The 14,583-nt window shown below is 32.9% G+C and carries 9 protein-coding genes; all 9 read left to right on the forward strand.

Going from position 1 to position 14,583, the window contains the following annotated elements; genetic code table 11:
* The first annotated feature begins 233 nt into the window (after positions 1 to 233).
* The 9 genes from G9F72_RS04945 (at position 234) to G9F72_RS27520 (ending at position 14,513) form a co-directional block, all read left to right on the forward strand.
* The gene (locus tag G9F72_RS04945) at positions 234 to 1,784 is read left to right on the forward strand and encodes a transposase (RefSeq protein ID WP_164959809.1); all 1,551 of its coding nucleotides are present in this window, start codon (positions 234 to 236) and stop codon (positions 1,782 to 1,784) included.
* Between the two features lie 363 nt (positions 1,785 to 2,147).
* A complete protein-coding gene (locus G9F72_RS27340) occupies positions 2,148 to 3,185 on the forward strand; it encodes a 3D domain-containing protein (RefSeq protein WP_164959810.1) in 1,038 nt (345 codons plus the stop codon).
* Between the two features lie 1,294 nt (positions 3,186 to 4,479).
* Positions 4,480 to 5,466 (forward strand): glycoside hydrolase family 130 protein, encoded by a 987-nt coding sequence (locus G9F72_RS04955; protein ID WP_164959811.1) that lies wholly within the window; start codon positions 4,480 to 4,482, stop codon positions 5,464 to 5,466.
* Positions 5,467 to 5,569: 103 nt separating this feature from the next.
* A complete protein-coding gene (locus tag G9F72_RS04960) occupies positions 5,570 to 6,604 on the forward strand; it encodes a LacI family DNA-binding transcriptional regulator (protein WP_164959812.1) in 1,035 nt (344 codons plus the stop codon).
* A 251-nt stretch (positions 6,605 to 6,855) separates the two neighbouring features.
* Positions 6,856 to 7,836 carry an ABC transporter permease gene (locus G9F72_RS04965; protein ID WP_164959813.1) on the forward strand — a complete coding sequence of 327 codons (981 nt, stop codon included), beginning with the start codon at positions 6,856 to 6,858 and terminating at the stop codon, positions 7,834 to 7,836.
* Between the two features lie 12 nt (positions 7,837 to 7,848).
* Positions 7,849 to 8,781 carry a carbohydrate ABC transporter permease gene (locus G9F72_RS04970; RefSeq protein WP_164959814.1) on the forward strand — a complete coding sequence of 311 codons (933 nt, stop codon included), beginning with the start codon at positions 7,849 to 7,851 and terminating at the stop codon, positions 8,779 to 8,781.
* Positions 8,782 to 8,858: 77 nt separating this feature from the next.
* Positions 8,859 to 10,310: an ABC transporter substrate-binding protein gene (locus G9F72_RS04975; protein ID WP_164959815.1), complete on the forward strand. Its 1,452-nt coding sequence runs from the start codon at positions 8,859 to 8,861 to the stop codon at positions 10,308 to 10,310.
* 287 nt (positions 10,311 to 10,597) lie between these two features.
* The gene (locus tag G9F72_RS04980) at positions 10,598 to 14,368 is read left to right on the forward strand and encodes an endo-beta-N-acetylglucosaminidase (protein ID WP_164959816.1); all 3,771 of its coding nucleotides are present in this window, start codon (positions 10,598 to 10,600) and stop codon (positions 14,366 to 14,368) included.
* On the forward strand, positions 14,364 to 14,513 hold the full coding sequence (locus G9F72_RS27520) for a PxKF domain-containing protein (protein WP_187356116.1): 150 nt from the start codon (positions 14,364 to 14,366) through the stop codon (positions 14,511 to 14,513). The genes G9F72_RS04980 and G9F72_RS27520 overlap by 5 nt, the downstream gene beginning before the upstream one ends.
* Positions 14,514 to 14,583: the final 70 nt, after the last annotated feature.

The raw sequence follows: 14,583 nt of genomic DNA on the forward strand, positions 1-14,583 counted from the left end.
AAATTTAGGATAAAACTCAAAATGTGGAGAGCCGTACCATTAGCAAAGAATAACTTGATAGCTGGACCACGCAAACTTGTGACTTCAGTCGTGAGTTAGTGTTTCTTTTATGATAGTAAAAGCATCTTTAAAACATATAAATAGAATGTAAGTTCGCATGAATTTTGTTATAATAAATGTATGTATAGGAAATAATAATAGTATAGCAAAAGTAGAAATGGAGGTAAATATTCATGCCAAGAAAAACAACTCCTACTTATGTTTTAACTATTAAATTAGATACTAATAATAGAGATGAATCAATATTAAATAAAAGATTTGAAATATGTAGAAAACTTTACAATGCAATTTTAGGAACAGGGTTAAAGAAATTTAATGCTTTAAGCGAATTAAAGATATATAGAAAACTAAGAAAAGAATTAGCAGAGATTAATAAATTATATTTTAAAGATGAAGAAAGTAAAAAATCTAAAATATATGATAAACTAAGAAAAGAAAAATACAAAGAGATAAATGATTTATTGGTAGAATATGGGATCAATGAATATTCACTTATAAATGAAATGACACCAATGTATAAACCATTCAATAAAAATATAGATAATAAAACCGCTCAAGCATTAGCAAGTAGAGCCTTTAAGGCATTAGAAAAGTTAATATTTAAAGATGCACAAAGGATCAATTTTATTAAATATGATGAACTAAGAAGTGTTGAAGGTAAATGGAATAAAAGTGGGATAACTTATAGAGACGGGATTATTAAATGGAATGGACTTACAATTCCAATAATTATAAAATCTAATGATATTTATGCTCAAAAGGCTATTCAAGATAGAATTAAATATTGCAGAATAGTAAGAAAATTTATCCGAGGTAAATATAAGTACTATGTGCAATTCATAATGGAGGGTATACCGCCAGTAAAATATAATAAAGAAACTGGTTATATAAAAAGAAGTATCGGGATAGGGAATGTCGGAATAGATATAGGAACTCAAACAATTGCAATATCTAGCTATTATGATGTTAAATTATTAGAGTTATGTCCTGAAATTAATAACATTCAGGATATAAAAACTAAATTATCAAGAAAATTAGATAGACAAAGACGCGCAAATAACCCAAATAACTATAATAGTGATGGAACTATAAAATTTGGTATTATAAGTAATGGAAAGAAAGAGAAATTAACATGGATTAAGTCTAACAAATATATTAAAACTCAAATGGAATTAAGGGATGTTCAAAGGAAACAAACTGATGTTAGAAAACAATCCCACGAGAAATTGGCAAATTATATAATTTCATTAGGTGATAAAATATTAGTTGAAAACATGAATTTTAAGGGACTACAAAAAAGAAGTAAGAAAACCACCATTAATGCTAATACAGGTAAATTTAATAAGAAGAAAAGGTTTGGTAAATCCTTAGCGAATAAAGCACCTTCTAAATTAATAGAGATAATTAATAGAAAACTTAAATATGACGAACTGGAAATCTTAAAAATAAATACACATAAAGTTAAGGCTAGTATGTACAATCATTTTAATGATAAATACACTAAAAAAGAATTAAAAGATAGATGGGATGTATCTACTGGAATTCAAAGGGACTGTTATTCTGCATTTCTAATAATGAATGTTAGCAATGATTTAGAAAAAATTAATAGAGAATTATGTTTTGAAACTTATGATAATTTCAAGAAATTACATGATGGTGAAATTAATAGACTTAAATCCTTAAAAGAAAATGGTATTAAACTAATATCTAGTATGGGGATATAAATATAAAAAAATGGTTTTGAATCGAGCCATTATACTATCGCGAGTAGGCTAATTGTAGTCTTTGGTAGTAAAAGTCTTATTATAATTAAATGAGTCATTATATGTTGTAAGATATAGATGAAATATTATCCCTATAAATGAGAGTATTATGGAAGTTTAATAAGATAAGAACCACGTGACTTCAGTCATGTGAGATTCAGGTTGGTATTCTATGGTACAATGATATTCGGGACGGAGTTTAAGTCTTATTTTAGTTTGTCATTAAAAATAACAAATATATACTTTTTAGCATAATTCGTTATCACATAATAATATATTAAAAAATATTATTAATATTGATGGGCATTTTAAGGAGGGTCATAAATGAATAAAAAAATAATATCTGTCGTTATGATATTAATATTAACAATAACTATCAATTGCAATACTTTTGCTGCACCAAGTACTAATGAAACATCTGAATTAAAACAAGCTCAAAGTAGCAAAAAAGCTTTACAGATAAAAATAGAGAATTTCAACAATGAAATTGATGGGGTATTAAATAAAATTGACATTAACAAAACTAAAATGAATGAAATCTCTCAAGATATAAGAAAAACACAAACTGAATTGGAAATTGTAGAAAAAAACGCTATGGATCAAGAAGACTTGTTTGAAAAAAGAGCAAGAGTTATGTATATAAATGGGGTAGATAGTTATCTTGATGTACTTCTAGATTCAACTAGTTTTAGTGATCTTATATCTAGAGCAGATACACTTGAAATGATAATTAAATATGACAAAAATCTCATTGCTAAAATAGAAAAACAAAGAAATTCTATAATAAAGCATAGGGACACCTTAAATAATGAGAATGATAAATTATCAGCACTAAAAGCAAATAATGAAATTATTCTAACAAAATTAAGTAAAGACATAAAAGAGCACAAGGTGCTTCTTAGCAACGTAACTAAAAAAGAAACTAAATTAATTGCTGACAAAAAAGCAAAAGAATTAGCCGCTGCAAAAATAATAAAAGAACAAGCAGCAAACAAGAGAATTACTATGTCTAGACACTTAGACCCTAGTGAAAGTTCAACGTCTAAATCTGATGCTGTCCCTAATGATGTATCAAACTCAACGAACTACTTCATTATAGAATCAACCGCATATTCAAAGGGTGGTTTTACATCATCAGGTTCTAGAACAAACAGAGATCCAAATGGATACAGCACTATAGCTGTGGACCCTAGGGTTATACCAATGGGCTCTAAAGTTTATGTAGAAGGCTATGGATATGCTATTGCATCAGATACTGGTTCCGCTATTAAAGGTAACATCATCGATGTATTTTTTAATACAGAAGCTGAAGTACTTAATTGGGGCAGAAGAAATGTAAAAATCCGTATAATAAATGAATAAATAAGCTAAAGACAGCAGTCGGCTTACAGAGTTCTTGTTCCTCTTGCAGTAGCAGCTATATATTCATTCAGTCCGGGCATTCTATATGGAGTGGCAGTTGTGTTATGACTGGATCGCTCATTTTATTCTCGAAACTACAACCGCAATATATTAACATAGCAGGAAGGTAACTTCCAGTAACCTCCTAACACCTCGGGGGAGCTGACATAAGTTGTAAAGTAAGCCAATATGTTGATGCATGCAGTTTTTATACAAGAGTAATTGAAAAATTATAAACATATTTAATAGCAATAATTAACAAGTATATTCCATTCTACATTGGTTATCATAATAGTGTAGAGTACAAAGCAGCTGAGCCAAAGCTTATATATCCATTCACTGAATGTATATTTAAGTTAGCCAAAAATTCAATATAGTTTTTACTATAATATTAACTTATATTGAATTAGAGGACGATTTACTACGGTTGAGAAGAAAATTAATATAATCGATGTTGTATAACATTTATTATATTATGGTTTCAACCTATCGTATTAAGTAAGTGAAGATTATATCGAGTGTTGTAATGTTTATATACAGCCGTGAGGTTATATATAATCGTGTAAATATTTTATATAATCGAGCGAACCATCATCAATGGTAGGAATTTGTTTAATTAAGATCTAACGATGTTAATTATATAATAAATTATCTATGATGGTGTTAGGTGGGGTGCTTTGTACTCTCATATTAAAAAATGATAATACCTTTTAATTCTAAATGAATAAAATCCAAAGGGTAGCAATTGTGTACTCTTTTTTTATTTCTCGCTCCACTGTATCTTCAAATATAATTAATAATTAATATTGGCGTGTCTCTTTCATAATATAGCACATATAAGCAATTGAGATATTAAAGCCATGGAGCATCCTTAAGGGAGCCCATGGCTTTAAGCCTGTTTCCAAACACTTTCATTTTTTATTGTAAAACTTTACTTGTAAAATTATTAATATAATCTAAATCAAGGGTATTTGTAACCTAATATAACCACTATCGATTAAATTATAAAAAAATGGTGATTAATTAATATCATTAGAGGTTTTCTATCTTCTCAATGTTATTAATCATTGAGAAGACGGCCTTTATAGGAATTTTATTCCTTAAGCACAGTGCTTTTGTATAAATGATTAAATAAAAAGTAAGCGTTAAACTATTAAAACTAGTGTTGCAAAAAAAGTTATCTCAGGTTATAATTAACTTAAAAGGAAAACAATTACAATTTTGTGCTTTTAGTACATCGAAAGGAATGATATTTATGTCTCAAAAAACTATAGTAGGACCTTCAATTCCTAATATGCCTTGGGAAGATAGACCGGAAAATTGCAAAGAGCCTATATGGCGTTTTTCGAAAAATCCAATAATTCCAAGAAATTTGCTTCCAACCTCGAACAGTATTTTTAATAGTGCAGTAGTTCCTTATGAAGGAAAATTTGCAGGAGTTTTTAGATGTGATGATAAAAGACGTGAGATGAGAATTCATGCTGGTTTTAGTGAAGACGGACTGAGCTGGAATATTGAGCCTGAACCTATTAAATTTATTGTTGACTTAGAAGATATAGGTGAATTCGAATATGCTTACGACCCAAGAGTTTGTTTTATTGAAGATAGATATTATGTAACATGGTGCAATGGGTACCATGGTCCTACTATAGGACTTGCATATACATTTGACTTTAAGAAATTCTATCAGATGAATAATTTAACCTTGCCGTATAATAGAAATGGGGTTCTTTTTCCAAGAAAAATAAATGGAAAATATGCGATGCTTAGCAGACCGAGTGATACAGGCCATACTGCTTTTGGAGACATTTACTATAGTGAGAGTCCGGATTTAACATACTGGGGAAGGCATAAGCATGTTATGGGAACAAGAGGTTGGTGGCAGAGCACAAAAATTGGAGCTGGACCAGTGCCAATAGAAACTACTGAAGGATGGCTGATGTTTTATCATGGTGTACTTACATCATGTAATGGATATGTATATCATTTTGGAGCGGCCTTACTCGATTTAGAACAGCCATGGAAGGTTTTATATAGAACAGAACCGTATTTAATGTCTCCTCAAGCGATTTATGAACGTGTAGGAGATGTACCTAATGTAGTATTTCCATGTGCAGCTCTTGCAGACAGCGAAACAGGAAAAATTGCCGTATATTATGGTGCAGCAGATACAGTTACTGCTATTGCTTATACCCAGGTAGATGAACTTATAGAATACATAAAAAGCAATTCAAGGCTTTGATTTTAAAATAAACTTGATTAAGAGGATTAGCGATAGAGGGTTTATTATAATTTATTTTCGCTAAAACTTCTGACAGTCTAAAAAATTTGTGAGGTGATGAATATTGTCAAAAATAACTTTAGAAAACATTTCTCAAACTTTAGGTATATCAAAAAATACTGTATCCAAAGCCTTAAGGGGCGCACCTGGTGTAAGCGACGAATTAAGGCATAGGATAATCCATTTGGCCTCAGAAATCGGTTACACTAAAATAGTACAATCCCCTGGTAGTTCGCTCAATAATATTACAGTAATAGGACGAAAGTGTTTTTTAGCCGAAGTAACCTTTTGGCCTAAGGTTCTTTATGGCATTACCCATTATGCAAGTGAAAGAGATATAAAAATCAGTATCACCAATATCGATGAGACAAAAGAAGATAACCCTTCTACTCTCTCTTCCATAATCAGTCACTCAAGCGATGGCTATATAATTATTGGCACAATCAGCGACCTTTTGCTAAAAAAAATAGTTGCAACTAAAGTTCCAACAGTTGTAGTTGATCATTTGAGCAATGAAGTAGATTGCGATTATATTAATTCTTCCAATAAGAACGGAATATATAAAGCAGTAAAGCACTTGTATCAAACAAATCACAGAAATATCGGCTTTATTGGAAACTCTTACTATGCTAGTAGTTTCGAGGAACGATATAGAGCTTATTTAGAATATATGAAGGGGTTTTCACTGCCTGTTCTAAGTGAATTTGTTTGGCTTGATGCAGAATATTTTGATACACAATACTATAAAAATAAGATTGATTTATATAAAACACATAAAAGTTTCCCCACAGCATGGGTTTGTGTAAACGATAAGACCGCTCTGACATTTATGAATGCTCTTATGGCGCTTGGCATAAAGGTACCTGACGATATGAGCATTGTCGGCTTTGATGATATTCCAGGTTTTTCATATCCCGGTTTGACTACAATAGAAGTGCCTAAGCAAAGTTTAGGGGAGAAAGCCGTTGAACAAATATTATACCGTGCTCAAAATCCTGAAGCTCCCTATGTTAACATAGTTCTTATCACTCAGCTAATTCATAGAGGCACAGTAAAAAGCTTATCAACGAATGTTCCAATAGAATGCAAGCAGGAATAAATCAGATATTGATCATAAACTATTACTGTGTTAAAATCAATAAATTTCATATTAAGTTAATTCTATATCTTCTTAAATAGAGGATTAAAAAAGTTACAAAAATAATTAAATATTAAACTATACAAGGAAATGTAATGCATAATTAGTAAATTATGTTAATATAGTAAATAAAGTAACGCATTAAAAAGGTTAAATTAACCTTGACTGTATAGCCTTCAACAAAAAAAAGTTAATTGAAGGAGGGAAATAAGATGATTAAAGAAATTGTGGAAAATAAAACACAATCATTAAAAGTATTTAAAAAGAGGAAAAGATGGACGAGTGATGACACTGAATTATCTATATTAGCTATACCGACTTTTATATGGTTTGTTTTATTTAGTTATATACCAATGTTTGGAATAATAATTGCGTTCAAAAATTACAAGATTTCTCCGGGAAAGAGCTTTTTATATAGCCTCCTTCACAGCCAATGGGTTGGATTCGATAACTTTCAATTTTTCATTAAGAGTAATGCTCTAAAAATGCTTTTAAGAAATACCATTGGATATAACATCATTTTTATTGCTTTAGGTATCTTAATACCTGTGACACTGGCTATAATGATCAGCATGTTATTTAGCAAAAGGAAATCAAAGGTATATCAGACGATGATGTTCTTTCCGCACTTTATGTCATGGGTTGTTGTAAGTTATTTCGTATATGCTTTTTTAAGTATGGACAAGGGTATCCTCAATTCGATCTTGAAACATTTTGGTCAGGATCCAATTCGGTGGTATTCAGAGCCCAAGTACTGGCCCTTTATACTGGTGTTCATGAATACGTGGAAGACCATGGGATATGGTATGGTTGTATATTTAGCTTGCATAACCGGTATTGACGGATCATTATATGAAGCGGCTGTAATTGATGGTGCTTCAAAATGGCAGCAGGCGAAGTATATTACAATTCCATTTTTGAAGCAGATAGTTATTATGATGTTTATTTTAAGCGTTGGAAAGATTTTCTATTCTGATTTCGGCTTATTCTATCAGATAACCCAACAGATACCGGGCTCTTTAAATGATGTAGCATCAACTCTTGATACCTATGTTTTTAAAGCCGTGAAGTCTGCAGCACCAATCGGTATGACTTCGGCAGTATCATTTGTTCAGTCAACTGCTTGCTGCATAACAATTTTACTTGCAAACTGGATAATAGGTAAAATTGACAAAGATTATACCATTATATAGGGGGTTAGAGGAATGAAATTTGGCAGAAATAAGAAGGAAGAAGAAGGTTCAAATCGACTTAATAGAATAAAAAAAAGAACGAATGTCATTTTTAATTTCATATTTATTGTACTTTCATTGATATGTATAATACCTGTTATCTTTGTTTTTACTATTTCGATTTCATCTGAAGAGTCACTGGCCATGCATGGATACCAACTTATTCCCAAAGGTTTTGGATTAGCAGCTTATAAATTTTTATTGGGCGAGAAAGCAATGATTCTGCAGTCACTCAGCATCTCAGTCTTAGTAACGATCATAGGAACTGCACTGGGATTAGCATTAACTACGACAATGGGCTATGTACTGTCAAGGCCGAGCTACAAGCTGAAAAAATTTTTGATATGGGTTGTTTTTATACCGATGATCTTTAATGGAGGTTTAGTTGCAACTTATGTTGTAAATGTTAACATACTGGATTTAAGAGATAGCATCTGGGCTTTAATACTTCCTTTGTGTGTTTCTCCGTTTAACATTGTCATATGCAAAACCTTTTTTAAAACTACAATTCCGGATTCTATTATTGAATCAGCGAAAATTGATGGGGCTACGCAGATGCGTATTTTTTTAAGGATCGTACTTCCAATATCAAAACCAGTGATGGCAACTATTGGATTATTCCTATCTTTTGGATACTGGAATGATTGGTTTCAATCTGCACTATATATCAGCAGTAGAAACTTAATCTCACTACAAGCGTTGTTAAACAATATGCAGACAAATATACAGTATCTGGCGAATAACCCGACTGCGGGATTATCACTTCAACAGTATAAAAATTTAATGCCTACGGAATCTGTTCGAATGGCTATTGCAATACTAATAGTTGTTCCTATAGCATGTGCATATCCATTTTTTCAGAAATATTTTATTTCTGGTTTGACAATTGGGTCAGTTAAGGGTTGATTAGTTTTGAAAAATTACAACTAATTTTTCATTTCTACTATAAAAAATCTAAATAAAATTAAGGGGGAATTTAAATCATGCTTAAGACATTTAAAAAAATGCTATCTGTATTTGCTGCAATGGCGGTGACGATGTCTGTTGTAGGGGGATGTGGTAGTAAACAAGTAAACACTTCAACTCCTCCACCTACCAAGGAGAAAGAGGTTGTGACATTAAAATGGGTTCAGGTTGGAAACGGCATGCCAAAAAATTATGCTGCATGGAAGGATAACATCAATAAGTATCTTGGAGAAAAAATAGGTGTAAATATTGATGTTGAAGTGGTTTCCTGGGGAGATTGGGACAACAGAAGAAATGTTCTTGTAAATTCCGGTGAGAAGTTTGACGTTTTGTTTACAAATTCCAATAATTACTTAGGTGATATAAGTAAAGGTGCTTACTACGATATTTCAAATCTAGTAAAGACAAAGTCAGCTGACTTATACAAGTATATTCCAGAAAAGTATTGGGATGCTGTAAAAGTAGATGGAAAGATTTATTCTGTACCAACCTACAAAGACAGTTCTATGACAAATTACCTGGTATGGGATAAAAATAAGGCTGTAAAAGACAATATTGATTATCAGAATATTAATACATTACAAGGCATGGATGGAGCATTAAGAACTTTAAAAGATAAGGAAGGTAAGGCTTCACTAATTCTTAATCTTGATGGTTTATATTCCATTTATGCTCCATATGATGGTATGAGTGCCGGTTTACCAGCTCTTGGAGTAAGATATGATGATAATTCCCGCAAGGTAGTAAGTGTATTCGAGCAAAGTGATATTATGAGTCAGTTAGAGCTTATCAATAAGTGGTATAAAGACGGAATAGTAAATGCAGATGCACCTACATTAGCCGAAGTGCCAAAGTACAGACCAGCATTTATTGCACAGGGTTGGAAATCCGCAGCTGTAACAACCTGGGGACCTCAAATGGGAGTTGATGCAGATGCAGTACAAATTGGTGACACAGTTGTTTCAAATGAAACTGTAAGAGGTTCTTTAAGTGCAATCTCTGCAAGTACAAAATATCCTGAAAAATGCCTTGAATTCTTGCAGTTAGTAAACTTGGATTCTAAAGTAAGAGATGCTTTCTATTATGGTCTTGAAGGCGATAACTTCCAGTATGTAGATGGAAAGGTTAAGAAGTTAAATGAGGATTGGAGTATGGCTGGATATACACAGGGAACATTCTTTAATGTATCACAGTTAGTTGATGCTAAGCTTAATCAGTGGGATGAAGTTAAGAAATTAAATGAAACTGCAAAGTCTTCTGTATTAATAGGTTTCAACCTAAATACTTCAAAAATCGAGAACGAACTTGCTAACTGTCGTCAAGTATATAGCAAATACAAGAGTGAATTGTTAACAGGTGCAAAAGAACCAAAGGCAGAGGTTGCTGCAATGGTGAAAGAACTAAATGCAGCCGGATTCGATAAGATTGTTAAAGAGGCTCAGAGCCAGGTTGATGCATTTAACAAATAACTTGCACACAGCTTACGAATATAGAAAATACTTCGTATTTGACTCAGGAACCATTTTAAAGTGTGGTAACTTCAATATTTAAGGTTTACCCACAGATAATGAGCACCTATGAGAATCTTGAGAGTTTCATAGGTGCAATATTTAAAAGAATAGTTACCTAAAATTCAATGTGCGAATGACCTAAAATTTATCCGACAATTACAGTAATTCAAGTAATAATACTACATAAACAAATAAAAGTGTAATCGTTTTTATAAATTTTATTAATAAAAAAATGGGAGTGTGAGATGATGAAATTAAACCTCAAAAAAGGCTTATCGGTCTTTTTAGCAACAGCCATAGCAACTAGTTCGTTACTGACACTTAATATTTCTACCGTATATGCCGGTGGTGATGCCATGCCGCCGCGTCTTGGTGAACAAGGGTACAAAGGGAAAAACCAGCCAGTTTATCACGGTCATCGAAAGCAGGATATTCTGAATTGGACACCTGAAACAGACGAATATTCTGAATTTATGAGAGCGAAGGTACCGCTGCAACAACGTAATGCTGCTTTTAAACCGACACAGGCAAATCCAACATTGAATCAGGAGGTTAAGGACTTAATATTAACAAGCGATTATGGTGATGAATTTTTTAATCCGACTGGTTACAATGACCAATTTGCTCAAAATTTGTTTAATTTCTGGCAATATGTAGATTATGATGCTTCTTGGCATGGTGTAGTTACAAATCCAACTCCAGATTCTTTATATAACCCTGAAGCTAACTGGGATAAGCGTGATTATGAGTTTGGGGTATTAAATATTCCTAACCCTGCATATACAAATGCCGCTCATAAAAATGGAGTTGCTTCTCTAGGATGTATTTTCTTCCCAAGAGTAGAACATACTCCTGATTTTGTTTATAAAGATGCAGACGGAAGATTCCCAATCGCAGATAAATTGGTTGAAATTGCTAAATATTATGGCTATGATGGATACTTTGTTAATGCAGAAGAGAGTCTGACTCCTACTTGGATGCCGCTTTATGAGGACTTTATACGTGCAATGACGTCACAAGGTCTTTATGTACAAGTTTATGCTTCCAATAGGTATGGACAAAAAAATCAAGCTTCCTGGGGGACCATTGACTATGCAAATAAAGATGCAACAGTGTTTAGAAACTGGATAAAAGATCCTAATGATGCAACGATTGCCGCAAGTTCATTATACATGAATCCAGACCCAAGCAAAGCGATGGTAGATGGTTCTGTTAATTCAATGAAGGCATTAGGTTTAGACCCAAGAAGTACAGTATTCAATACTCTTGAAGCAGGCCAAACCGGATTTAGTGGAACACGTGGAGCATTATACAATACTTATGATGCGAATTTAGTTCCAAGAACAGGCATAGCTTCTCTTGGGTGCTCTACAGTTTCCGAGCATGTAGATGAACAACTTTATGGTCATTCAGGAGCAAATAGCTACTCTGAAAATAGAAGAGGGGATCCTAATTATTTCAAATATATTGTTGCAAGAGAAAGAACGTGGTGGTCAGGTGCTGCTGATGCTCCTACTTATGAAGCAGGACATGGAACTCTAGCTTCAGCTAGTATGACACGTGATCAATTGCTGCAGGCTGTTTTAAATGCTACTCCTGACCCTGTGAAAACAGCTAATGATCCAAATCGTGGAGCACCACTCCCAAACAAACCAAAATTTCCAGGTATGGCAGCATATATATCTGAAAGATCCGTAATAGACGGTTCAAACTTCTATACAAACTTTAATACCGGACATGGCATGCAGTATTTTGTTGACGGTAAGGTTTCTAATGATAACCAATGGGCTAATATTAATAATCAAGATATTCTTCCAACATGGCAGTGGCAGATTAATACAAATGGAACCAGATTAAAGTTGGATTTTGACTATGGCCAGAAATATAATGCAGGATATGTGTATAATCAACTTGGTGGATATAATGGAGGAAGTTCTCTTGCTATTTTTGGTAATTTAGATGCTGAAAACTTTATTAATTTATACAAAACGAAATTGGATATTAAAGATACTTCAAAATTAAACATTACCTTTAATAAACCGTCAGCTACCGATGTCAGCAGCGTTAAAGTCGGATTAGTTTTTGAAGATGCTCCATCAAAAGTTGAGTATATTGCGATTCCAGACAGCGCAAATAATACTGCAAATGAATGGGTTGAGAAGGCTCTTGATTTATCAATGTATGCTGGTAGAACATTAGCAGCTTTTGGTCTATCAATTACTCCAGGGAAAGAAACAATTAATAATTATCAGCTTAATATTGGTGAAATTAAAATCACTGATGGCACAGTAGTTAGACCAGCTGCTCCAACAGGCTTAAAGATTGACAAATCCTTTGATACCTCTGAAATGTATATTTCATGGGATTTGGAAGACTATAGCAAGGTACAGGAATACAATGTATATGCAAAATATGAAGACGGTAAGGAAGTATTCTTAGGCGGAGTTTATGATAATACTTATTATATTAAGTCTTTATATAATCCCCAAGGTACAGTACAAATCTTAGTTAAAGCGGTTGGTACAGATGGAAGAGAAGGCCCAGCAGCAGTTGTCCAAAAAGATTTTACAGATACAATTAAAAATATCAGAACAACGGCAAATACCGGATATTTTGACTTGACTTGGGAAAAACCAGCAATTGACTACGAAAACGTAAAAGTAGATGTAACCTTTAACTACTCACATCAAGATAAATATTCAACTACATTTGCAAAGGGAACAAATGCAGCCAAAGTTGAAGTTCCAATAGCAGACGGAAGTGGGTATACAGTCAGAATTTCATTATTAGACTCCAATGGTAACGTAATTACCTACGCAGATGCTACAGGATTATTAAAAGATTGTCATTCAAATGTTTATGAAGGCGTTGCAACAATGAATGGAACAAAAGTTAAACTCACTGCACCAACATCCTATGACTGGTGGCATTTATATGCATGGCAGAATGGAAGTCCAATTACTGTTAATGGCAAAACTTTTGGAACCAGAGGTGTTGATGATTTAACATCACTTACAGTTACGGGAAGTTCCGGCGTTATAGATGTAGTTCTAGAAGACTTTAATGGCAATAAGTCTAAGCCGATAAAAGTTCCCTTTGGAACAACCGCCACAGGTGCAGTAACAGCTCGAATGTTCCCAGACCCAGTATTATTAGCAAAGGTTATAGAACTAGCTCCAACAGTAGATAAACTAGGTAATATAAAAGCACTTGATTTAAGCGGAACAAATATTCAATCTCTAAATGGAATTGAACTTCTAAGGAATTTGGAAATACTAAACTTAAAGAATTGTTCAAGTCTTGAAGTAATATTACCTGGTACATTATCAATCAATTCAAAATTAGTAGAAATTAATTTAACTGGTTGTATGGGACTAAAAGTTGTATCACTTGCAAATACATCCTTAGAAAAAATAACTTGCGAGAATGCAGCAGAACTAACAAATATGATTTCTTTTGATATGTCAAGCGCTAGATTTGATATGTCGGAGGGCACTCCTGAACATGAATTTGCTGATGGAATCGCAAAAATCACTACCGCTGCAATGTACTACAAAATAGTAATCGGTGAGGCGGCTGGTAAATCAACTTATATAAAAGAGATTGAACTGCGTAGCAAAAAAATTATCACATACAAAGCAGGGGTACAGTATAATAACCAACGACCAGTAGCATACCAATCTGCTATGCCAGATGAAGTAACAATACTTGTTGGTGAAGGTAAATATAATCCAGTTTCACTTTTGACAAAATTTAGTACAGTTAGAGGAACAGATTTTTCTACTTTAAAAGGTGCTGGTTTTATTGATCCTCAATATAATATTGACGCTCAGTGTTCAATTCCAACAGCAGTTTTCTCAAAAATAACATCAGTTAATGACCCTGCTCAAGGAATATTCTTTAATGAAGTAGATACAAGTGTACCTGGAACCTATAATGTTGTAATAACTAATTTTAATTCACCATTAGAGCATGGTGAAATATCAAATGAATTTACGCTTATAGTGAAGGATTAAAAGACCGAAAGTAGATGAAGTTTCAACAGATACTGCCGGAAATAGTGAGCTAACTTACGATTCTACTACTGGCCAGTACACATATGTTTGGAAAACTGATAAGGAAATCATAAAAAAAGTCGGTAATCTGCCGACTTTTTTATGATAATGGTGATATGATTAATGAAAATACGAAGAATATAAAAAAATATAAATTTAATCAGGGAGGATTTTAA

It is taken from the genome of Clostridium estertheticum, assembly GCF_011065935.2.
Lineage (GTDB): Bacteria > Bacillota > Clostridia > Clostridiales > Clostridiaceae > Clostridium_AD > Clostridium_AD estertheticum_A.

What these genes read in the sequence shown, in the direction of transcription:
- G9F72_RS04945 (WP_164959809.1), top strand. Translation starts at nt 234, where the DNA reads ATGCCAAGAAAAACAACTCCTACTTATGTTTTAACTATTAAATTAGAT.
- G9F72_RS27340 (WP_164959810.1), top strand. Translation starts at nt 2,148, where the DNA reads ATGAATAAAAAAATAATATCTGTCGTTATGATATTAATATTAACAATA.
- G9F72_RS04955 (WP_164959811.1), top strand. Translation starts at nt 4,480, where the DNA reads ATGTCTCAAAAAACTATAGTAGGACCTTCAATTCCTAATATGCCTTGG.
- G9F72_RS04965 (WP_164959813.1), top strand. Translation starts at nt 6,856, where the DNA reads ATGATTAAAGAAATTGTGGAAAATAAAACACAATCATTAAAAGTATTT.
- G9F72_RS04970 (WP_164959814.1), top strand. Translation starts at nt 7,849, where the DNA reads ATGAAATTTGGCAGAAATAAGAAGGAAGAAGAAGGTTCAAATCGACTT.
- G9F72_RS04975 (WP_164959815.1), top strand. Translation starts at nt 8,859, where the DNA reads ATGCTTAAGACATTTAAAAAAATGCTATCTGTATTTGCTGCAATGGCG.
- G9F72_RS04980 (WP_164959816.1), top strand. Translation starts at nt 10,598, where the DNA reads ATGATGAAATTAAACCTCAAAAAAGGCTTATCGGTCTTTTTAGCAACA.